16 protein-coding genes and 1 pseudogene are annotated in these 23,706 nt (G+C 40.8%); 11 read left to right on the top strand and 6 right to left on the bottom strand.

Going from position 1 to position 23,706, the window contains the following annotated elements; all coding sequences use genetic code 11:
- Nucleotides 1-220: 220 nt before the first annotated feature.
- Nucleotides 221-1,111, bottom strand: a complete 891-nt coding sequence (locus tag CWC18_RS02680; RefSeq protein ID WP_138591282.1) for a LysR family transcriptional regulator — start codon at nucleotides 1,109-1,111, stop codon at nucleotides 221-223.
- 137 nt (nucleotides 1,112-1,248) lie between these two features.
- Between CWC18_RS02680 and hutH the strand changes: the two genes are divergently transcribed.
- From hutH to CWC18_RS21905, 3 genes and pseudogenes are all read left to right on the top strand, one after another.
- Nucleotides 1,249-2,742: a histidine ammonia-lyase gene (gene hutH / locus CWC18_RS02685; RefSeq protein WP_138591283.1), complete on the top strand. Its 1,494-nt coding sequence runs from the start codon at nucleotides 1,249-1,251 to the stop codon at nucleotides 2,740-2,742.
- Nucleotides 2,743-2,753: 11 nt separating this feature from the next.
- Nucleotides 2,754-4,754, top strand: a complete 2,001-nt coding sequence (locus CWC18_RS02690) for a urocanate hydratase (RefSeq protein ID WP_138591284.1) — start codon at nucleotides 2,754-2,756, stop codon at nucleotides 4,752-4,754.
- A gap of 107 nt (nucleotides 4,755-4,861) precedes the next feature.
- Nucleotides 4,862-5,002: pseudogene (locus CWC18_RS21905) on the top strand (IS982 family transposase); the annotation flags it as partial.
- 138 nt (nucleotides 5,003-5,140) lie between these two features.
- On the opposite strand, the gene CWC18_RS02695 reads toward CWC18_RS21905, so the two are convergent.
- The 3 genes from CWC18_RS02695 to CWC18_RS02705 are packed head-to-tail and all read right to left on the bottom strand — an operon-like array spanning nucleotide 5,141 to nucleotide 10,793.
- On the bottom strand, nucleotides 5,141-6,703 hold the full coding sequence (locus CWC18_RS02695) for an N-acyl-D-amino-acid deacylase family protein (protein ID WP_138674646.1): 1,563 nt from the start codon (nucleotides 6,701-6,703) through the stop codon (nucleotides 5,141-5,143).
- Nucleotide 6,704: 1 nt separating this feature from the next.
- The gene (locus tag CWC18_RS02700) at nucleotides 6,705-7,895 is read right to left on the bottom strand and encodes a M14 family metallopeptidase (protein ID WP_138674647.1); all 1,191 of its coding nucleotides are present in this window, start codon (nucleotides 7,893-7,895) and stop codon (nucleotides 6,705-6,707) included.
- A 60-nt stretch (nucleotides 7,896-7,955) separates the two neighbouring features.
- A complete protein-coding gene (locus CWC18_RS02705; RefSeq protein ID WP_138674648.1) occupies nucleotides 7,956-10,793 on the bottom strand; it encodes a TonB-dependent receptor domain-containing protein in 2,838 nt (945 codons plus the stop codon).
- 215 nt (nucleotides 10,794-11,008) lie between these two features.
- On the opposite strand from CWC18_RS02705, the gene CWC18_RS02710 reads away from it, so the two are divergent.
- The 6 genes from CWC18_RS02710 to CWC18_RS02735 all read left to right on the top strand — a co-directional run bounded on the left by CWC18_RS02710 (nucleotide 11,009) and on the right by CWC18_RS02735 (nucleotide 17,569).
- The gene (locus CWC18_RS02710; protein ID WP_138674649.1) at nucleotides 11,009-12,742 is read left to right on the top strand and encodes a Na+/H+ antiporter NhaC family protein; all 1,734 of its coding nucleotides are present in this window, start codon (nucleotides 11,009-11,011) and stop codon (nucleotides 12,740-12,742) included.
- A 9-nt stretch (nucleotides 12,743-12,751) separates the two neighbouring features.
- Nucleotides 12,752-13,636: a LysR family transcriptional regulator gene (locus CWC18_RS02715; RefSeq protein ID WP_138674650.1), complete on the top strand. Its 885-nt coding sequence runs from the start codon at nucleotides 12,752-12,754 to the stop codon at nucleotides 13,634-13,636.
- A 110-nt stretch (nucleotides 13,637-13,746) separates the two neighbouring features.
- Entirely contained in the window at nucleotides 13,747-14,748 is a 1,002-nt protein-coding gene (dgcN, locus tag CWC18_RS02720) for an N-acetyltransferase DgcN (protein ID WP_138674651.1), read from the top strand.
- Entirely contained in the window at nucleotides 14,745-15,824 is a 1,080-nt protein-coding gene (gene dgcA, locus CWC18_RS02725; protein ID WP_249930074.1) for an N-acetyl-D-Glu racemase DgcA, read from the top strand. The genes dgcN and dgcA overlap by 4 nt, the downstream gene beginning before the upstream one ends.
- A gap of 467 nt (nucleotides 15,825-16,291) precedes the next feature.
- Nucleotides 16,292-17,272 carry an alpha/beta hydrolase family protein gene (locus CWC18_RS02730; RefSeq protein WP_249930075.1) on the top strand — a complete coding sequence of 327 codons (981 nt, stop codon included), beginning with the start codon at nucleotides 16,292-16,294 and terminating at the stop codon, nucleotides 17,270-17,272.
- An 81-nt stretch (nucleotides 17,273-17,353) separates the two neighbouring features.
- Entirely contained in the window at nucleotides 17,354-17,569 is a 216-nt protein-coding gene (locus CWC18_RS02735) for a TIGR02450 family Trp-rich protein (RefSeq protein WP_138674653.1), read from the top strand.
- A 123-nt stretch (nucleotides 17,570-17,692) separates the two neighbouring features.
- Here the strand turns inward: CWC18_RS02735 and CWC18_RS02740 are convergent, their stop codons facing one another.
- Entirely contained in the window at nucleotides 17,693-18,316 is a 624-nt protein-coding gene (locus tag CWC18_RS02740; RefSeq protein ID WP_138591292.1) for a LysE family translocator, read from the bottom strand.
- A gap of 891 nt (nucleotides 18,317-19,207) precedes the next feature.
- Here CWC18_RS02740 and CWC18_RS02745 point away from each other — a divergent pair.
- Nucleotides 19,208-19,939, top strand: a complete 732-nt coding sequence (locus tag CWC18_RS02745) for an abortive infection system antitoxin AbiGi family protein (protein WP_138674654.1) — start codon at nucleotides 19,208-19,210, stop codon at nucleotides 19,937-19,939.
- 391 nt (nucleotides 19,940-20,330) lie between these two features.
- Here the strand turns inward: CWC18_RS02745 and CWC18_RS02750 are convergent, their stop codons facing one another.
- A complete protein-coding gene (locus CWC18_RS02750; protein ID WP_138674655.1) occupies nucleotides 20,331-21,194 on the bottom strand; it encodes a helix-turn-helix domain-containing protein in 864 nt (287 codons plus the stop codon).
- A gap of 211 nt (nucleotides 21,195-21,405) precedes the next feature.
- Here CWC18_RS02750 and CWC18_RS02755 point away from each other — a divergent pair, with 211 nt between their 5' ends.
- Nucleotides 21,406-23,466 carry a TonB-dependent receptor gene (locus tag CWC18_RS02755; RefSeq protein ID WP_138674656.1) on the top strand — a complete coding sequence of 687 codons (2,061 nt, stop codon included), beginning with the start codon at nucleotides 21,406-21,408 and terminating at the stop codon, nucleotides 23,464-23,466.
- Nucleotides 23,467-23,706 lie beyond the last annotated feature (240 nt).

The following is a 23,706-nucleotide window of genomic DNA, read 5'->3' on the forward strand; positions in this document are numbered from 1 at the left end:
AGTGTATAAAAGCCTCTAAATGGGGCTTTTATACACGTGACTACGCATGTATATCACTATTTGTATAAAAGCTATGATGAAGGTTTATAACTTACGTCAACCGTCAAAAGGCTTGGTGTTTCACTCTAATAGAGGCTCGCAGTATATTAGCTTTGCATTTTTTTATCACAAATGTAAGCGGTTTTATTCGCTGGAATAAAACCTCGTAATAATCGTCTAATCAATGGCAGCGTTTAACTTCTTCAATAAGTGCTGTTGCCAGTGGGGAACTTATACTGTTCTTTGAAGTTATAAGCGCAACGGGTATTTGGTAAAAGTACTTGTTGGGTAAAATAGGCTTAAATAGACCTTTATCGACCCAGTAGCTTGCATAGTGCTCGGGCAAGTAACCGATAAATTCACCGGATAGTATCAAATGTGCAATGCCTTCATCATGATAGGCAATAGCACTGTTTTGATAATTAAGGCCGTCATTACGCGTTTCTTTATCTCGCATATAGTTGCTGGTAATGACTTCAGCTTCGCTAAGAAATTGCTCAATTACAGTGTCATGACAATTAAATAATGGATGACCGGTCGCACAATATAAATAGTTATTCTCGTTATGCAGCGGGTAGTAATCCAATCCACGAATATGATGGCGGCTTACGCCAAGCCCAATTAATGACCGGCCATTGATCACTGATGTTTCAACTTCACGTGCTTCACAGACGTTTATATCAAATTGAAGTTTGTTACTTTTCGCTTTGAGTGCAGAAATTGCACGAGCAACGCCACACCGAGGATCACTTACCATTGTATCTATTATTGCGATAGTGACACGCCCAGATAGTTCGTTTTTTGAACTGGCTATGGTTGTAGTAAAGGCTTCGCATTGCTGGAGTAGTTCCAATGACGCTTGATAAGTAATTCGCCCAGACTCGGTGAGTTCGAAGCCGCTTCTGCCGCGTTTGCAGAGTTTGATACCTAGCCTGACTTCCAGATCGGATAGGTGGGAGCTAATGGTTGAGCGCCCTATATTTAAACGTGACTCTGCAGCTGATAATCCGCCACACTCTACAATAGCAACAAAAATCCTTAGGAGTCTTAGATCAACATCTTGAACTTGCATGGCACTCTTTTTTTATTTAGTTCGATAAATCCGGAATAAATGTCGATTATTATGCATTTATAAAACATCAAGCGCAAGTTAGCATAATAAATATATAAGCGTATATATACGCAAGAATATGATATATGGAGAATAAAATGACGTTTAAGTATGGTATTGATCGCCTAGATGTTAACATCGTAAATGCCATTGCCGATGGCAGTGTAAAAGCGCATTTGTGTCAAGAAGCCTCAGACAAGGTAAATAAAAGTCGCCAAAATGTTGATAAAATGGCGAGCTCAGATAAGGCTATTTATGGTATTAATACGGGATTTGGCCCTCTTTGCGATACACAAATATCTCCTGAAGAAACACATTTACTGCAAAAGAATCTTTTGATCACGCACGCGGTTGGTGTGGGTGACCCAATTGCAAAACCTATTTCAAAATTAATGCTCATTACTAAAGTCCATGCTCTTAGTCAGGGATTTTCGGGCATACGTCTTGATGTTATTCAAAGAATGTTGGCATTCATTGATTTAGACCTTATCCCTGTGGTACCAGAGCAAGGCTCAGTTGGGGCATCAGGAGATCTAGCTCCTTTATCTCATCTATTTCTACCTCTAATAGGTGAGGGCGAATTTTGGCAAAATGGTGAAGTAGTACCCGCAGCACCGCTATTAAGCGAACATGGTTTAGAGCCATTAGAGTTGCATGCCAAAGAAGGACTTGCACTTATCAATGGCACGCAATTTATTTTGTCTCACGCGATCACTGCACTAACGAAAATGCGTTATTTGCTAGATTTAGCCGATGTAACCGGTGCAATGAGTATTGAAGGTATGCAGGGCAGCGAGTCTCCATTTAGAGCAGAACTACATGAGATCCGTGCATTTGAAGGCAACGTTGAAGTGGCTAAGAGGATGCGTCGCTTTTTCAACGGATCAGAAAACATGGCCGCTCACCAAGGGTGTGACCGTGTTCAAGACCCTTATTCGCTGCGCTGTATTCCGCAGGTACACGGTGCATCACGAAATGCGTATTATCATTTAAAAGAAATGGCTGAGATAGAAATGAACTCAGTGACAGATAACCCTATCGTTGTTAGCGAAGAAGAAGCAATTTCTGGAGGTGGTTTTCATGGCCAACCGCTGGCTATGGTGCTTGATTATGCGTCAATTGCCGCTTCAGAATTAGGTAATATTTCAGATAGACGCTGTTATTTGTTACTAGAGGGCTTACATGGGTTACCAAGGTTATTAACTAGCTCGGGAGGGCTAAATTCAGGCATGATGATCCCACAGTATGCCACAGCAGCGCTTGTTACTGAGAACAAGTCTCTGTGTTTTCCACCATCTGCCGACAGTGTTCCTACTTCAATGGGTCAGGAAGATCATGTATCAATGGGGAGTATTTCTGGGCGTAAACTTAATCAAATACTGGGCAATATCGAAAAAATATTTGCGATAGAATTGATGTATGCGGCACAAGCAATTGAATTTAGGCGGCCAAATAAATGCTCAGATCTCATTGAGCAAAACCTAAAAGTGATCCGAGCAAAAGTCGCAAAATTAGAAGAAGACAGGTTACTTAAGCCTGATATTGATGCCATGATCACCTTAGTTAAAACACAAGCATTTACTGTAAATTAAGAGGAATAGCGATGAACTTTCAAGAATTAATTAAACAAGGCATTCCATCTGAACTTCCACCAGTGAAGCCTTATCCAAATGATGCGAACCGTGCGCCAAAACGTAAAGATATTTTGAGTGCTGATGAAAAGCAATTAGCAGTAAGAAATGCGCTGCGCTACTTTCCAAAAGAGTGGCATAAAGAGTTAGCTCATGAATTTGCTCAGGAGCTTAAAGACTTTGGCCGCATTTACATGTATCGCTTTAAGCCTAACTACGAGCTTAAGGCCCGCTCCGTAGGGGACTATCCAGCTCAGTGTGCGCAAGCAGCTGCAATCATGCTGATGGTTGACAATAACTTAGACCCGGCGGTTGCCCAGCACCCTGAAGAGTTGATCACTTACGGTGGTAATGGCGCTGTTTTCCAAAACTGGGCGCAATATTTACTGACAATGAAGTATTTAAGTGAAATGCAAAGTGATCAAACACTGCATATCTATTCAGGTCACCCCATGGGGCTATTTCCATCGTCGGAAGATGCCCCGCGCGTTGTAGTGACCAATGGTATGATGATCCCTAATTATTCTAAACCGGATGACTGGGAAAAGTTTAACGCATTAGGTGTGACACAGTATGGACAGATGACTGCCGGTTCATTTATGTATATTGGCCCACAAGGCATTGTACATGGCACGACCATCACAGTGATGAACGCATTCCGCAAAGTATTGAATAAGGGAGAAACCTCACAAGGTAAGATATTCTTAACCGCAGGTCTAGGTGGCATGAGTGGTGCACAGCCTAAAGCAGGTAACATTGCAAAATGTATTACGGTTTGTGCAGAGGTAAATCCAAAAGCGGCTACTAAGCGGCATCAACAAGGGTGGGTTGATGAGCTTATTGATAATATGGACGAGTTAATTGCACGTTTGAAAGTAGCGCAAGCCAATGAAGAGATCGTGTCTATTGCATATATCGGAAATGTTGTTGATATATGGGAAGCGTTTTATGAACACGATATTTTTGTGCATTTAGGATCAGACCAAACTTCATTACATAACCCGTGGTCAGGTGGTTATTACCCAACAGACATTAGCTATGATGAAGCAAATCGTTTGATCAGAGAAGAGCCTGAAGTATTTAAAAATAAAGTTCAAGCTACGCTTAAGCGTCACGCTGATATTGTGAATAAACATACAGCAAAAGGAACTTACTTTTTTGATTATGGCAATGCATTTTTACTTGAATCTTCTCGCGCTGGCGGAGAGGTGATGGCCGACAATGGCATAGACTTTAAATATCCATCTTATGTACAAGATATCTTAGGACCGATGTGTTTTGATTATGGTTTTGGACCATTCCGCTGGGTGTGCGCGTCTGGGAAACCAGAAGATTTAGACAAAACAGATACAATTGCAGCAAATGTATTGAATAAACTTATGGAAGAGTCGCCAGAAGAAATTCAACAGCAAATGCAAGATAACATCACTTGGATCAACAATGCAAAACAGAATAAGTTAGTGGTCGGTTCTCAAGCGCGGATTTTGTATGCAGATGCACAGGGCCGTATGGAAATTGCAAAAGCTTTTAATGATGCTATTAACCGTGGTGAGATAGGGCCTGTGGTCTTAGGACGTGACCACCATGATGTAAGTGGCACAGATTCACCGTTTAGAGAAACCTCAAATATTTATGATGGTAGCCGTTTTACCGCTGATATGGCAATTCACAATGTCATCGGTGATAGTTTTAGGGGCGCAACATGGGTGTCAATCCACAATGGGGGGGGCGTTGGCTGGGGCGAAGTGACAAATGGCGGCTTTGGTATGCTGTTAGATGGCACACCTGCTGCGGAACGTCGTTTGAAGTCAATGTTACTCTTTGATGTTAATAATGGTATTGCACGACGCAGTTGGGCACGTAATGATGAAGCTGACTTTGCAATTAAACGAGAAATGGCACGTACACCAAAATTAAAAGTGACGCTGGCTAATCGAGTTGATGATGAGCTATTAGACAGCTTATCGTTCTAATTAAGTTATCGTTATTTCGACAGTGACTCTATTGCGAGTCGCTGTCTAGTTGGTTTACAGCGATAAATTTAGACGACAAATTTTGGATTTACTGCGCTTCGCTATCTTTTCCTTATTTAGTCAATTATACACGTATGTTGAAAGTGCTTCAGGCTACGTTACCCGCTCTGTGTAGTTATTTAAAGTAGCGCTTCGATAAGCCAACAGGCATCACATTTATTGATTCAACTAAGCCGAGTATAAAAGTGACTCGGCTATAATTCTTATGCAGAACTGACGCTACTTAGTTATTTGAACAAGCAGGCCTGCGAAAGCTCAATATAAGCGCACTCAACATCGTTTTAACGCCAGATTATTGATAGCCCAAATACGTTGAGAAGATGTGTTTAGTGACGGCGTAATACACGACCGTTGAGTCGACCGGTATACTGGCCTTGAATGATGGCTATCTGCCCGTTGATCAATACGGTATTGACGCCAGTTGATAAACGGTCCCACTGTTGATAATTGGCTTTGCCATGAAAAGTGTCGGGGTCAAAGACAATCAGATCAGCGATATAACCGGGCTCAATTTTACCTCTTTTGCTCAGTCCAAGAATATTTGCGGTGAGTGTACTGCTACGATAAAGAAATTCTGGGATAGTCAGCAAGCGCTGTGTTTTAACATATTGATGGTATTTTTGGGCAAAAGAGGCGTATTTTCTAGGGTGCCCATTGGTACCATCAGAAGATGTCACAACCCATGGTTGTGTCATAAATGCGGTTAAATCTGACTCAGCCATGTTAAATGATGCAACGCGAATATCATCTTGTTGTACTAATTTTATGGCGGTATCAATTGCAGATAAGCCAAGTGATTCTGAAACATTGGCAAGTGTTTTACCGACATAGTTACAGTTTTTGCACGCGGTGATAAGTAGCGCATCAGCACCGCCTCGCATACGTAAATTTTCACTGATCTCACGTTGTAACTTAGGTTGAAGCTCTGTCGTGTTTAATCTTTTATGAAATGCGGCGGTTGAATCAGCCATGGCCCACTTAGGCATGATCGCATTATGTAACTTAGTTCCCGATGCTAGCCAAGGGTACTGATCTGCTGTAACTTGAAGCCCAGCCAGCCTAGCTTGTTCAATGAGTTGAATAACGGGTTTACTTTCTCCCCATGCATCAACACCAAGTGCTTTGATATGCGCAATGTGCAATGGTAATTTTGCGGTTTTGGCAATGAGTATTGCTTCTTCGACTGCTGCAACGATACCGATAGAAAAGGTGCCTTCATCTCGCAAATGAGTTTCATATATCCCGCCATATTCTGCCGCGATTTTAGCAAGCGCGATCACTTCTTGTGTATCAGCATAAGTTTGAGGTACGTAATATAAGCCACTTGAAAAGCCCAACGCACCAGATTGCATTGCTTTTTTTACGAGTGCTTGCATCTTTTTTATTTCAATGTCAGTTGCTGTTCGTTTTGCTTTGCCCATGACCGCTTTTCTGACGCTGCCATGCCCGACAAAAAAAGCGACGTTTGTTCCAATACCTTGTGCCTGTAAAGTGTGTTTGAGTTTATCGATCTGGTGGGTGCCTCCACCGTCGTTACCATTAACTACCGTGGTGACACCTTGTGTTAGGTAATTAACATTGGCGTTTTTTGTCGGATCTGTGAGTTCTGATAAAGAATGTGTGTGTGGGTCTATAAACCCTGGTGATACAATATATCCGCTGGCATCAATGATCTTTTTCGCTTTGAGAGACTTAGTATCTGGCGCGTATAATTCGCATATGCGATCGCCACAAACACCGATGTTTAGACGTTTCAGACTGCTATCATTCCCGGTAAATACCTGACCAGAGTGGATTAAAATATCAACTTCAGGCTGGACTTGATGTTCGATGTGCTTACAGCTACTGAGTAAGATCACACATACATAAACTAACAAGCGTGTTTTCATACTAAGGCGCCTCAGTTGTTTGTAGCAATGTATTCATCAATGTATTTGCAGCCGTATGGGCGATTGTTTTAATTTTTTCTCTATTCGTGTTGTCTCCCATCTCATAAGTGACGGCGTGAACTCGGTAGGTGTCAGATATGTATTGTTTAAATACCCCTTTGTTTGGGTTATTCCCTGGTTTTTGTATAACCTGGAATGAAGGCATTTGTTGGTCTAGCTGTTCAAGCCATAGTGTGGTGAGCATTGGGTTTTTGATAGGGTATGTATGTGGCATAGTGTAAAATATATCTTTACGTGTTGAGTGAAAGTCCACGGCATACGCAATACTATGGCCTTCCTTAACCAATTGGGTTAAATACTGATGTACAGCTTGTGTTTCAGGCTGTTTAAATGCCTTCCAATCCCTATTTAAATCAACACCATTGGCATTATGTCGCCAATTACCTAGCTGTACGCCATCAGGGTTTAAATTAGGGATCACTAACACATTATACTGTGTTCGAAAATGGCGCGCTTGCGGTGTATCGGCAAGCAAGGTTTCTGTAAATGGGAACAGTGCCAAAGCGCCTGTGATTTCTGGGGGATGCTGTCGACCAAGTACCACCAACCATTGCTTGGCATTATGACGTTGAATAATGGCTTTAATAGGGCGTTTATTGACAGATTGGCCTAAAGTAATGATATCAAGTTGGCCATTATTTTTTAGTGCTGTATACCAATTATCATAGTCATCATTAGTAATGATTTCTTGACCTGCAATTAAGGTAGGCTGTTGATTGATGTCTAAGTCGAATGTCATGACTTCACCATGACGTTTAAATGGGATTTTCTGCCAATTTGATTGCTTACTCTCTTGATCGACACGTATTTTAGGATGGTAGCGATTGCTACCTCCCTCAACATGCATATCAATATGAATGGTATGAGAAAACTTACCCGACACACTAAATGCATACCAAGGACTGTCATTGATCGGCATGTTTTCGGGTTGTAGGGTTAATTTGTAGCGATTTTTACCAGTTTGTTCGCACTTATCCAACCGCGCCGCGGGGAACTGCGTGTCAAAGTTTACGTCATTAAAGTGGCATGTGGACGATACAGCGTCTGTTTGGGTACTTTTGGCATAATGTTGGCAGCCAACTATAGAGAGAGTGGTTATTAGTAATGTGCTGAGCAGAAATGTGTTTTTCATGAGAAACCTGTTGCTGTTCGGTGGGCGGCTATTATTTAGCCGCCGGGGAATTAAAACTAATTAAAATGATGTGCTTACGCTTGCATAGATGTATCTACCTCGGTTGGAATGAAGACTACCAAAATAACCATGTGCGAGTTCGTCAGCAATAGGTGGGTGTGCTTCAAAAATATTTCTAATACCCACCTGGATTTTTGTGCCATCGAGCTGAGAATCTTCAGCGAACTGATAGCTTGCATGCGTATTCCAAGTTTTAAAGCTACTAACAGGCAGCGTTAACATTTGTTCATTCACTTCGGCTGTTGTACTTGTGTCCGTTACTGGGCCTGTATAGTTATAATTTATTCCGGCACTAAACTGTTCCTTCTGCCAGTTTAATTGTACCTTAGCTCTGAGTTTGGGTCGGCCATTTTGCTCAATCAGGTCACCAGCACCAGTGACATTTCTATCACTTGGGACTGCGCTATTACCAGCCTGTTGTGCTGCGATAATTTGCGCTGAAATTGGATCTGGTACTTGCTCAAACTTAAGCAGCTTTGCAGTATTACCTAATAGCTCCCATTTACCCCATTTAGTATCTAGGGTATAAACAAATGAAAGGTCGACGCCCTCTATTTGTCGAATATTCAGGTTCATGTAGGTATTATTTATATGTATGACTTCTTGAGTTTGCGGATCACGTATTACCGCATCGTTTTTACTGCCTTGACTACGCAGTAAGCCGTCATACAGTAAGTGTGAAGAACCGGGTAAAATACCGACCAAATTTTCTTGCTTGATGCGCCAGATATCCGCAGTGAATGTGAGTGAATCCGTGGGCTCTAATACAAAACCGAATGAAGTATTGGTTGATTCTTCTGGTTTTAGATCACTTGAACCGCTGCGGATGTCGCTGATCCCATAGCTGTCATCAAGAATGGGGTCGTAAATTGAGTTACTACGCGGTACCGCTTCGGCTGTGACCTGAGGTAATCCGGGTGCTCTAAAACCGCCAGCATACGACGCGCGTACACTGATCCAATCTGCTGGCTCCCAAAATAACGCCACCTTTGGCTTGAGTGCATCTCCGACATCTGAAAAGTGTTCATACCTGGCTGCAATCTGTAATTCCAACATTTGATCAGCGGTGTCAATTAAAGGTAATAATAGTTCACCGTATGCTGAAAAGACTTTTCTTGACCCATTTGAATCGGGCGTTGGACTACTGCCTAATACATCACTACCAGATAGTTCTTTACCAGTAATTTGGTCGATAAATGGTACGCTGCCATCAAGTAATTGATCTCTATCATCAGCAAATGTTTCACGTCTATACTCAATGCCCATCGCAATGCCGGCGTCTCCGTCAGGCAGAGAAAAAAGTTGGCCATTACTTATTTTAAAATCAAATGACGTCAAACTGGTTTTTGAATCACGCGATACGTCGGTCATAAAAGACGAAATAACAGATGCACTATTCAGTGTATTGTCTGCTGTATTTGGGTTACTTGGATCTGCGCCTGTAAATAAGTTATACGCTTGTTCTTCGTTGAGACTATTGATTGCCTGTTGAAATTTACTCGCTTGGACTCTGTTTGCCATATCATTCGTTTCAGCTTCACTATAGAAAACAGCCGTTTCCCAATCCCAATCAGTCATTTGCCCTTGTAAGCCAACAAGGATCCGATAGCTTGTATCATCGACTGTAATATGCCTGGGCCCTGCGTCTAACGGGCGGTATCTATTTAATTTAATCTCTTCATTGAACGGGTTAAATGCCGCATCTTTACTAATCACAAAACGTTGTGCTGTAAGGTTATGAGTTTGTTCTCTTGTACGTTTAGCTTGTGCTTTGTAATAGATGGCTTCTGAAAATAGAGAAAGCTCATCAGAAAATTCATGCGTTAGGTGGCCATAAAGGTTTAAGCGTTCTACATCTGACACCAAAGATCGATGAGGAGCTCTATCAAAACGAAGCGATCTAGGTGTTCCCCCAGAGTTGGCGCAAACGGATTCAGTTATTTTTTGCTCGCAGTCTTGGCCGTTAGCAGGGCTTAAGTGAAATAAACCCAAAGAGTCAGAACGAAAATCTCCCCAAGGTGTCGAAGTTGTACGGTTATCTAATTGAGTGTCACCAATAAATGCCTCGGGTAACGTTGAGAAATTACGTAGATCATGGCTTTTTGAATAATCACGTTCACTTGCCATCATACCTTCTCGGTCATACAACGTCATTGACCCTGTAAAGTGAGAGGCGTTATCGTTAAAATTAAATCCAGTGAGGAGGTTCACTGTTGATTCATTCAATGTGGTTCCTTGCGAGCTACCATGCTTTACTGTGATTTTGTTACCTTCAAAGTCACTTTTAAGCTGGTAGTTAACCACGCCCGCGACCGCGTCAGAGCCATAGATAGCGGCCGCGCCATCACGAAGTATTTGTAATGATCTGAGTCCGGCGACAGGTAAGGTGTTGGAGTTGACGGTGCTGACAGGTACAAAGTTTTCAGACTGTGTGCCGGGGTGGGTTACAAGCCTACGCCCATTGAGTAAAGTCAATGTATTACCGGTTCCCAAGCCACGTAAATTAATAGAAGAAACATCACCTCTAGCATCGTTTACACCACCATTACCCGTTGATGCTCCAAAGTTGACCTGTCCCATTTGCGGAATAGACCGGATCAAATCATCACCTGTCATTGCGCCACTATTTTGTATATCGACATCGGTCAAGGTGGTCACAGGCAGCGCGCCCACATCTGCGGTACGCTTGATGTTTGATCCAATCACCGAGATTTTCTCAATGTCCGCTTCGTTATTGTTATTAGCGAAAGAAGTGTGTGGCAAAATAGCTGTTAGAAGACAGATACTCATATAGCTTAAGCGAGGTGTCGAGTTTTGCTGGGTTTTGTTTCTTATCATGATAGCCCCTGTGCGCTTTATGTCATTGTTGTTGTTTCTTGACTACTAACATTGGCGAATTAATTAAGAACTTACAATTGACACTTAGTTTACATGTCATAACCTTTGGTTATGACCTCAAATAATAATATAAGAACAAGTGTACGTATCGGCGTGTTAACTTAATTTTAGACAACATTGACAGTATCGATCGTAACAACCATAAGGCAAAACTTATGAATAAAATAATAAATAAGGGGATGCTTTCGGGCTTGGTGTTTTTGATGGCTATTATCGTGGGCCTTTACATTAATGCATGGGTGCCTAAACAGTGGGTAGAGCAAATTTATCATTACGATGTATCAAAAAATGAACATGGACAATTGAGCTATGTATTTAAAGGAGAAACTCAAATTATTGAACACGTTACCGATTATGCTAACTCTGTATTAAACCAAACGCATCTTGATCAGCTAGGAGATGTGGATCCAGCAATAAAAAGCCAATGGGTTAGGTTAAATAATGGCGATATTGCACAGCTTAAACCTGCTTTTCATTTTGGTTTTTGGTCATTAATGCCAGCCATCGTAACCATATCGCTTTGTTTATTGACGAGAGAACCGTTGAGTGCGTTATTCTCAGGCATTATTACTGGCGCATTTAGTTTGGGTTTATTTGATATTACAGATGGGGTGATCATCCCTTATTTGGCTAATCAAAGTAGTGTGGGTTTATTAATATTGTATTTATGGTTACTTGGTGGGCTGTTAGGAGTATGGTCAAAAACGGGGGCGGCACAAGCTTTTGCCGATTTTATGACACACCATTGTGTGAAGGGACCTCGCTCAGCGAAAGTCATTACTTGGTTGCTCGGCGTTCTCTTTTTTCAGGGCGGTACAATGAGTACAGTGCTCGTTGGGACAACGGTAAAGCCTTTTGCAGATAAAGCAAAAGTTAGTCATGAAGAAATGAGCTATATTGTTGATTCAACTGCCTCGCCAATTGCTGCCGTACTGGCTTTTAACGCTTGGCCTGCTTATGTTCAGGCTTTGATTTTTGTGCCTGGAGTGGCGTTTTTAGCCACCGAATCACAGCGAATTGAGTTTTTCTTTTCCAGCATACCCTTTAGTTTTTATGGGGTGTTAGCGGTGTTAGGGACCTTGCTCTTGAGTCTAAATATTACACGGTTTTCTGGGGAACGGATAAGGCAAGCTCAACAGCGTGCCGCGAAGACAGGTAAACTGGATGCTGATGGTGCAACACCTCTGAGTGCAAAAGAACTACATACCACGGATGTACCAAAAGGTTATTTACCCAATGCGATGGAGTTTTTATGCCCATTATTGGTTTTAGTCACTATCGCAGTAGGTACTTTTATTGTGCTTGGAACACCGGAAGTTAACTGGGCCTTTTCGGCGGCTTTATTATTGAGTATTGCGGTGGCGCTTGGCAAAGGGATGGCGCTAGTGGATGTGATAGATGGATTAGGAAATGGTCTTAAAGGGGTTGTTTTGGCCTCGGTTATTCTCATGTTGGCAGTGGTTGTTGGAACATTAAGTAAAGAGCTTGGAGGTGGCTTATACTTAGTTAATTTACTTGGCGATAGCATTGCATATTGGTTGTTGCCGCTGTTGTTATTGTTACTGAGTATGGTGATTGCTTTTTCGACCGGAACCAGTTGGGGAACGTATGCGATTGCTTTTCCGCTCGCTATGCCATTGGCTTGGTCGATCGGTCATATCCACGAATTACAAAACATAGAACTGTATATGATGATCTGCTTTACGACAGTACTTAATGGGAGCATATACGGTGATCAATGTTCGCCGATCTCAGATACCACCATTTTAAGTGCTATGACTACTGGGTGCGATTTAATGGACCATGTTAAGTCACAAATTGTGCCCGCCACATGGGCTATGGCTGCGGCCGCATCAATGTGGACTGCCAGTGTCATTATTTTTACTTAGGGAGATGAAATGCGCTTACGTCATATAGAGGTATTTTATGCTGTTTATACGACAGGCTCGATTACGAACGCGGCGAAGATATTACATGTATCTCAGCCGTCTGTCAGTAAGGTTTTGGGCCATGCAGAAATGCAACTAGGTTTTCAGCTTTTTAAGCGTTTAAAAGGGCGGCTGTTACCAACCAAAGAAGCAGATATGCTCTTTTCAGAAGTAGATAAAATTTACCATCAGTTACGCTCAGTAAAAAATACGTCTGAAAATATTAAAAAACACGAATATGGAAACATTAACCTTGGGATCACACCTGCACTTGGTTTCCAATATGTGCCTAAAGCGATTGCCGCATTTGGGCAAGAAAGTCCGCATGTCAATTTTCAATTACAAACGGTACATAATGAGGCCATTTTACAAACTTTGCTTGAGAGAAAGTGTGATTTGGCCTGTTTATTCTCTCCAGATATTAGACCTGGGCTTTCGTCGATCACGCTAACAGACTCTGAGCTGATGATTGTTTACCCAAAATCAATGTTTGAGGATGAGCCCGATGTGATGTCGCTTGAACAACTTATTGGAAAACCGTTTATTGATATTGCTGATAGTGGGCCATTAGGAGACCTATTGTGGGCACGTTTAATGGAAGAGAACGTGTCTTTGAGTTCGACGATCCGTGTTCAAACCTATTTTTTTGCAGTTCGGCTGGTGGCACAAGGGGTAGGCTTATGTGTCGTCGATAAATTTACCGCACTTGGCAACATGGATGACACAATGGGGATGGCATCTTTTTACCCTCCATTAACGTTCAATGTAGACGCAGTTTATTTAGAAAACCATACAATATCTAATGTGGCTAGGCAATTTATAGACTTATTAAGTTCAACACTTTCAGATGGTTAATACTTGGTATGCGTTAAGGTTATGACCTGTTTAAACCTTCTAACTTCAAAAAGTTAACAGATTGGATATGCTCAATGAGTGATTAGTTTTAAACCATTGGGAAGAGAATAATGATAATTCAAGCACCATATCTGGTCTTTTTAGGTGACGCAACCGACAAACTGTCAATCAAAATGGCACAGGGAGTTGCAGACTGGCGTGCACAACTGTGTATTGGTGAAATGTCGGTTCCAGGGTGTACTGTGACAACAGGGTTAGAACAGATGGATATTCCCAGGGCAGCCAAACTCGGGGCAAAAACATTTGTTCTCGGATTTGCCAACAGTGGCGGTTATTTAGAAGCGAAATGGGTCCCCTACATTCAAGAGGCATTGAAACATGGCATGGATGTCGTCAGCGGTCTACATGATAAATTGACGGATGTAAGCGATATTCGTCAGATGGCGCAATCACTGGGTCGACAATTAATAGACATTCGACATCCGAGCGAAAAATTTAAAACAGGCACGGGGAAAGAGCGTGTCGGTAAACGCCTTCTTACAGTGGGAACAGATTGCTCCGTCGGTAAAATGTATACATCTCTTGCCATTGAAAAGCATTTAAAAGCGCAGGGCGTCTCTGCATCAATAAAAGCGACCGGCCAATGCGGTATATTAATTGCCGGTGGTGGTGTGGCAATAGATTGTGTCGCTGCTGATTTTATTTCTGGGGCTGTTGAGCAATTGTCTCCTGATGCCGACAGCACGCATTGGGATATTATTGAAGGTCAAGGTTCTTTGTCACACCCTGCTTTCGCTGGCGTGAGTTTAGGTCTATTACATGGCGCTCAGCCAGACGCGTTAGTGGTTTGTCATGCCATGAGTCGCTATCATATGAGGGGGTTACCGCACCAAAGTTTGCCAACAATTATAGATACGATTAGGCTCAATGAGCAGGCGGCAAGGCTGACTAATCCAAATGCAAAGGTCATTGGTATTTCGGTAAATACATCGAGTGTCAGTGAAGAAGATGGGATCGCTTTTTGCCAAGCGTTAAGTCAAGAATTAAATATGCCGTGTGTAGATCCACTTAGAATGGGTGTAGCAACATTACTTGAGAGTTTGGCATTATGATCACCACGCAACTCTATCACCACCAAAATGAAGCGTACACGTTATGTATGTATGCTCAAAAAGTGCCATTAAAAACGGCTTTTCGTATCGCTAGGGGGGCAAAAACTGAAGCCGAAGTGATGATTATTACCATCTCTTCTGGCAAGCATACGGGGTGGGCCGAATCGGTTCCTTATAAAAGGTATGCCGAGTCATATCAAAAATCAGTAGAGCAAGTTCATAATGTAGTGATGCAAAGCCAATGTCTATTCACTTTAAAGCATGCGATTACTCAAGCAGTACCAGGCGCCGCAAAGAATGCCCTAGACTGCGCATTATGGGACCTGCAAGCAAAGCTACATAATGATAAGGTTTTGAATTTATTGCCTGGCTCTAAAGACAATAAATTTGAAGTTAAACCGGTTCTAACGGCACAAACGTTAAGTATTGGTAGCCCAACAGATATGGCAAAGGCTGCTCTAGCATTGGACAATGCACCACTAATCAAAGTCAAATTAGATGATGAAAATGTTTTACCTCGAATGCGAGCGATTTATCATGCGTCGCCGAATAGCCAGTTTATTATTGACGCAAATGAAGCTTGGTCATTTGAGCAGCTTGAAAATTATGTTGAAGAATTAGCGCAAATGAATGTTGTTTTGATTGAACAACCGCTACCTGAATCTGACGATGCAGCATTAGCGGGGTTTAAATCTCCCATTGCACTGTGTGCTGATGAATCATGTCATACAACTGAAGGGTTAGAGAGCTTAGTTGGCAAATATAGTGTGATTAACATCAAACTTGATAAATCGGGCGGCTTAACAGAAGCTTTACTAATGGTAGAGAAAGCTCGATCTTTAGGTCTCGATATTATGGTTGGTTGTATGGTTGGCAGTTCTTTGGCAATGGCACCTGCCACCATTGTGGCTCAACAAGCGCAATATGTAGATTTAGATGGGCCGATACTCGTTAGCCAAGACAGACAACATCCGTTTGTTATTCATGGTGGTCAGATGTCAGAGATAGACTGGTCTTTATGGGGGGGACCTGCTGAAAGTGCCGAACTACACTCGCTGTCTGAGCAAAGCACCTAGGCATGTTTCTATTGTTAAGCAAGTATAAAGCCCCTAGAGGGCTTTTTTATCAGCATCAAAAACACCCCAACATTTTAAAATTGTTTTAGTATGGATTAAAACAGCATACTAAAACGAGTATCTAGTTTACCGTTATTATTCAACACACTTATATCACGCCTTAAATGAGTTGTATGAAGAGCGTCTTTTATTGAAATGAGATAGCGATTGAACGCTTGATTACTCCAATTTAGGCTCATATGGCTGTAGTAGACAATTGCTGAGCGCAATAAAAAATGATAGGTATATATTATGCGATGGTTTTGTGTTCTCTGAACTAATCTAGATGGAACGCTCGTTGGGACTTTCGCTATTAGTCAGGCCTTAAAATAGGATTTCAAACAGATCGTTTTACAAAATTTCGTTTTATCTTTTGAAAACGAGTACTCTGCATTTAATACCGTGCTCTTTTTTATATGGGAGTTGATTTGGAAATAGAAGTTACTTTTCAATCGGATAAATTATTACTATCTGGTACGTTGATTGTGCCTGAAAATGACATCCCACCACCATGTGTGATCCTGATTCATGGTAGTGGAGCGCAAGATCGAGATGGTAATATTTCAGGTTTTAATACGCAAATTTTCAAATACATAGCTGAAGATTTAGCTCAAAGGGGAATTGCTTCATTTCGTTATGACAAAAGAGGATGTGGACAAAGTAAAGGGAATTTTAAAATCGCTGGGTTGTCTGAGATGGTTGATGATGCATGTGCTGCGGTTGATTTTATAAACAATCAAATAAGTCAAATCGATCCCAATAAAATCTATGTGCTTGGCCATAGTGAAGGGGCTGTATTAGCACCAGAGATAGCCGCGAGGAGAAAACAGCTTGCCGGTATTGTCATGTTATGTGCAAGTTTAAGAAGCTTTGAAGAAGATGGTATTAAAAACGCTGAAGTACTGAATCGAGACTTAGATAACATGTCGGGGTTAAAAGGGAAATTGGCGCGATTTTTCTTTTATACTCATGATCCATTAAAGACGATGACAACGCTTAGGAAAAAAGTCGAAAAAACCAATGCTAAGAGAATGTGGGTTTCTTTCACACGAGTGAGCACTAAGTTTTATAGAGAAACGTTTAATTACGATGTTAAATCTTTTTTAAAAGACAATAGGCACCCTATATTGGCGATTGGGGGACAAAAAGATTTCCAATGTCACCCAGATGATACACTTTTAATTTTAGACTTGTCATCAAGTCCAACAGAAGCTTATGTTATAGAAGGGATGGATCATACTCTCAGGTATCAACATGAAGCGCCTTCAATATTGAGTTATGCTGCTTCATGCAGTGCCCCAATACTTAAAGAGGTTCATGATAGAATCTATATATGGCTGAGTGATCAGGAAACCAATAAGTTAAGTCGTACAGAACCAGCAACTAGCTCCATATATATGTTGTCATAGCGATTAATTGAACTTTCGGTACATTAGACTCGCAATAAACAAGTAATTTATATCTTACAAGCGCTTACCTAGGGAATGATGATGAATCGAATTAACCCTGCTAAATTACACAACAGCAAATGGACAGCGATAAGAGAGCTGAATAGAGAGAAACACTTTTTGATAACAGAGATTGAATTTGAGGAAGAGGGTAAAGTGCTTTCATGTACGTTAGAGTCGGTATTATCTAAAAAAGAATACCTAATTGACTGGGTTGAGTTAAAAAATGATGCTAAATGGCTTCATGGTTGGAAATAATACAGAGAGTTAAGCCAGACTCAATAAGAACTTCAAACCGATAGTTTATGTGCGATGCAATGGTATATAAAAAGGCTGTATAAACAGCCTTTTTATTGTTTATTTTTATGAAACTATAAATAGCTATATTTTAGATGATGCGAGCTTTGCACCAAAAGCGATAAACACCGAACCTGAAACGTAATGCAATATTTTTGCATATCTTACGTTTGTCAAAAGTGCTCGAATAGCTTGTGCCATAATGATAATCATACAAAACCAAGTGGATACTACCAAAGCTTGAGTTACCCCTAATATTAAGCTGTCTGAAATTGCGGAATCTTGCCTAACAAACTGCGGAAAGATTGAGAGGTAAAATAAAACGATTTTAGGGTTAAGCATGTTGGTTAAAAGCCCTTTTAAAAAGCTGTCTTTAAAACTCGATTGATTTCGTTTTTCCGGTAGTGATAGGGCCGTTAAATTCCTTGCAGATTTTATGTGTGTATAGCCGAGCCATAACAGATAAAGCACGCCCAACCACTTCAGCAGTGTAAAAGCTAAAGCGGATTGTGCAATGATTAAGCTTAAACCTAGGGCAGATATAAAGGCGTGAAATATAAACCCAAGTGCAACGCCAGCGATGTTGGCAATAGCCATAGACTTCTTATCAGAAAGGGCAGTAAAGAGCACCAATAGTGCGTTTGGGCCAGGAATTACGGCGATCACAAATACGATGGCAGTAAAAGCCAATATCGATTCAATGTTCATAATTGTTCCATTTTTTTCAAGCGCAATGAGGCGCTATTTACAACTAAGATGTATGCGATGTGCTATTTAGTATATGAAATAGCGAGGGATCAGAATTTTGGCGGGCAACGATTACAACATGAAACAAAACACATAACTTAATTCCTCAAAGAAACGTAGGCTATCAAAATAACAGTGCTACTGAACAGTTGCAATAAAAAGCACAATATGAACCTAAAAAACACAAAATACCATTTATCTATATTGCTCAAAGTAAAGCCGTAGAATCGGTTGCCCTTTAATGATAATCGGCGAGCAAGTTGGGTATGTTTATTGAATAGGTGCGAATCATTATGAGTGGTTTGCCTATTACGTTTAATGTGGCGTGAATGCGTCATTTTCTGAACTGTATCTAAATTTTGTTTGATAAAAGTGACACAATCAACTCAATAAGACTCGGCTTTTATTTAATAGAGTATGGTCTTGTTGTTTTTGATAAATAGTAGTGAGTTATTAATATATATCAATTTATCATTGGGTGTAGTCGTATTCTGAACCTACCAAGTGCAGTGTGTAGAACTGAATCCTTTCTGAGAACTTATTAGAAAGCGATTGGTAATGGATTTACCTCTTATATCAACTCGCCTAACAATTTTAGGCTAAGTACTGGCTAACCTATCACTTAAATTGGCTGTACAGTGAAGTGGCATTTTCGCCAGTTCATGTAAAAGGGATAAAAAGACCCAAAGGAAGCAGGGCTCAACACATTGGCTATTTTTGCTCTTTGAGGTTAAGTTGGCCTGCATTTACTTGGTCATATATGAGTACCCATTTTAAAATTAATTTAGACCCGAGCGTTGATGATTTTATGTCGATTATCCATGTTTTATGTTTGTTTAATATTAGGTGCAAATGAAGTTACGTAAATATATATGCAATGAGCTAGTTCATTGGACAGGAAGAGGTCAAGATGACGAGAGTGCGGTTAAAGCATTAACATCGATATGTGAGGATCAAATTCTTCGCCTGAGTTATTGTCCCAATTATGTGCATGATGATTATAAACCCGAAGAAGCGATGGTTTGCTTTACGGATATTCCTCTAAAGTATGCAAGAGAACACTGCTCAAAATTTGGAAAATTTGGGATTGGGTTCAATAAGAACAAAATGATTCAATACGGAGCAAACCCAGCATTATATACAACTGGGCAGCATTTCGATCGTATCAAGAAGCTTGGCGAATTGTTGGCTAGAATGGAAGACTTAGAAAAAGATAGAGAATGGAAAGAAGATCTAGAGCCATATTCATTCACAGAAGATGAAACATTAGCTTTTCAAGAAGTAACAGATTTACTTCAAGAGTACTCATATAAAAATAAAGATCAGTCAGACTATGTAACCTATTATCAGCGTGAGTGGAGACTTACCTTTAGATCTTTACCTTTCGCTGGAGGTTCAAAGCCGCATGAGGCTGGAATGAGTTGCTTTTACGTCAGAGATAATAAACGTTACAGCATATTCAAATTCAACAATGAAGACGTTGAATTTATAGTCGTCCCCGTTCGGTATTGGCTATGTGGATGGAAGTTGGCCAAACAGATGAAATGCAAATTAAAAATATATGAGATGTCTGTGCTTATTTAAAGTAATGCACTTACTCTGTTATGTAGAGCTCTATGTATACTTTGTTTGTAAGATTGCTGTAATTAAACTGATTTTAATAACTTATTTATACCTTTATACGTAAAAGGCATCAGAGCTTTAAACGGTAAAATTTTATCCATGGGTTCATAACGCTTATTATTGAGCGTGAATATCATCAATGGACGACGGAGCGGATTGTTATTGATACAGCCGGTAAAAATATAGCGCAAAGTAGAGATGAGTTAATGCATGCACTGGGTTTGTTGAGGCAAACAAAGTTCTAACAAACGGTTAAATCATGACATAGAACAGTTGTTTGTATAGTGACTTGAGAATACGTTCTATCAAGACGTGATATTCTAAAGCAAGGTTTTTTTATTGGCTCTATTTGTCAATTTGAAGTACGCCATTTAGAGGGCGATATGCCCACCCAACGGCGAAATGCCGCAGAAAATTTAGCTGGATTACTATAGCCTACATTTAAAGCAATATCAGTGACGGAATAGTCTTGTTTCAACATGTCTTTAGCCCGTTCTATACGTCTTCTAGTTAGGTACATGAAAGGCGTGTAGCCAGTTTCTTTCTTGAAGAAACGTGTGAGCGTTTGTTCGCTGACACCGATGATACCAGCAAGTTCGGTGACCCTTAGATCTTTATCAAGCCGTTCTTCTATAATAGAAAATAAGTGTTTAAACTTCTGTTCGGGTAGGTTTATTAGGCTACTCTTAGCAACTTGGCAATGTTTCTTAAGTCGATTTAAAATTAGTGATAAGCCATGTTCAAAAAACATGGTTGCAGCGCCATGGGCTTCGGCATCTTTTAATAACGCGATCATCACGGAAGAAATCAATTCGTCGTCTATGAGTTGGGTTGTGGCAGGCGACAGATCAGATAAATCAAAAGGAGTGCTATGACAAAACGGTAAATCTTCGGGTTTAAACGCTATCATAAGTAGCTCCATACTCGGTGTAAAACCTTTAGCACTCATAGTTGGAAGAGCAAAGCCAACTCGACCGGGACGCCAAACATCATCCAGCACCAAGCCATCGTATTCTTTTCTTGTCCTTCCTCCTCCAGAGGTACATAGCACCAAAGCCGCATAATTAGGCTCTTTTCCTTCCCCTTTGAAAGGTTGAGCCTGTGTATGAGCAACGATGACGGAACCAGATGAACTCGAAGTTAAAAATTCTGAATCAGTTTTTAATTCAGGCCAGCGCTGATAAAGCTCGTTACGATGTGATTTCCAAATATCCATAAATGTGTCGTTTTTGGGTGGTTGGGTTGACTGTTTTGGAGTAGTGCGTTCCTTCGAATAGTTTAATATTAATAAGAATTATAATCAATCAAATAACAGCTGTGTAGTTAGCTGATGATGTTACGCCACTGATAGCATGAGTTACGCTCAATATGACGTTGGTCGCCACTGCATTTAAGATATCAATCACTGTACTAATTAAGAGGTATAAATGAACACCAACCGCTTTAAACGAAATGCGATTACTTTAGCACTGATCACCACACCAATTGTTTCTCATGCTTTTGAAGATAATATTGGTCAGGCGGATAAGTCACTTGAAGTAATCACTGTTGTTGGCGAAAAAGTGGAGCGAACTCTAAAAGAAACGTTGTCTTCAACATCCGTGATTACCGATGAAGAGCTTAAAAGTGGTCAATTTCTAGCTTTGGGAGATGCGTTAGATGATATTCCCAATGTGGTGGTTTTATCGGGCGCAGTGCCTGATATTCGCGGGGTGACAGGTAATGGTTCAGCGACAGGATTCAGCTCATTCACAGGGGGTGCTCGAGCCAGAGTATCGACCTTAGTAGATGGCGTAGAGCAACCCTTTGTCGCCGATCGCACCGGTGATACAGGCCTTTGGGATATAGAACAGATCGAAGTATTTCGTGGTCCTCAGTCCACTAATAATGGTCGTAATAGCATTGGTGGTGCTGTCTATGTAAAAACCAAGGATGCTAGCTTTGATTTTGGTGGCGCAGCGCGACTAGGTTATCGTAACCAAGCAAATTATACAGATGCGGCAATTTCAATCACGGGTGGGCTAATAGAAGATACGCTTGCAGCCAGGGTGAGTGCTCAATTGATTGATGGTGACACGAATAGTAACATAGTTGAGCATGAGGCGAATTCAAGCCGTTATGATTTTAATGAAGTAAAGGTTAAAAACGTTCGTACCAAGTTTTTATTACAACCAACCCAGAAAGAAGACTTTCAGGTTAGGCTGAATTACTCACATAATAGTGAGAAGGGCAATGTAGGTCGAAAATACTTCGCAGTGGATGATCCTTGGCAGTTTATTTCTATTTTTCCTCGCTATATTACAACCGAATCAGACACACTCTCTTTAAGTGCTGATTATCAAATTTCAGATGCTTATTCAGTTGATGTCATGCTTTCCACACAAGACTATGATTGGAGTATGGACACATACGAACCGGTTGCAGCATTAGAGCAATATGTAGAGATGTTTAACGGTGCTGAAAGCTTTGATACTAGGTTTAACTTTGACCTTGCGGCTAATGAATTGAAAGGTTTTGTTGGTCTTCAACTTGAACAAAGGGAACAGAGATTTGTATCTGTTGGCGGCTTCCCATATAAAGGCTTCGACGACAGTGAGTATCGTGCCATCTATGGTGAAATTGATATTGCTTTATCTGAGAAAGTACACCTGATCACAGGTGGTCGGTACCAAACAGAATCCCAAAAGCGTAATTTCATTGCCAACTTCTTCAATAAAGCAGTAGACGAACTACTTGATAAAGACTACAGTATTTTGCTCCCTAAGTTAGCGATTAGATATGATATGTCTGACGATACATCTATGTTTGTTAGCGCAAGAAAGGGCTATAACGCTGGTGGTGGTGCTTTGCAGTTTACGACGCTTGAGTACTATTACTACGATGAAGAAACAGTAAATACCTTTGAGTATGGAATTCGCAGTAGCTTTGACAAAGGGAATACAAATGTAAGCGCGAACATTTTTTATAATGACTTTAGCGGTTATCAAGGTACAGATTCTACAATGAAAATTACCAATATTGATGCAGCTGTAACCCAAGGTCTCGAACTCGAGTTTAATACCATGTTATCGCAAACGGTCCAGTTAAATGGTGGGCTTGGGTTACTGAAGTCTAAAATAAAAAAAGCGGGTGAAACATTCACTTCAATTATTTGTAATGAACTTAACTCAACACCAGGGATCAGCGCTAATTTAGGAGTTAAATATTGGCTAAAAGATGCGTTTACAGTGTCAGCATCGGCCAATTATGTTGATGAATATTATGGTGACGTTGCGAATACCAAAGGAAGGGTAGCTGGTGGATACACAGTTGCGCGGGTTGTGCTCGACTACAACATTCAAGACTTTACTATTAGTGCTTTTATAAATAACGCTTTTAACGAAAAAGAAGCAATATTAAATGAGCCTGCAGGGAGCTTTCATCCTGATGGCTACACGGCCATTGTGGAGCCTCGAAGTGTAGGTGCGAGCATGACCTATCGTTTTTAATTACAAAACAGGGCTATATCTATAGGTTGAAAAAGACACAATTATAGTCCGCATCTTGTAGTTATAGCATTGCTATGGTGGCAATAAGTTTACTGAGATACGATTTCCAGTATTTACACTCCTCAAGTTCTTATTGTCATCGTTTCCTTAAGATTAAAGGTCATGTGATTTATATATGTTACTTACAGTTTCTGTGTGCTTAATCATGTCTTCAATATTATTACTTTACGCTATCAATAG

It is taken from the genome of Pseudoalteromonas aurantia (assembly GCF_005886875.1).
Taxonomy (GTDB): domain Bacteria; phylum Pseudomonadota; class Gammaproteobacteria; order Enterobacterales; family Alteromonadaceae; genus Pseudoalteromonas; species Pseudoalteromonas aurantia_A.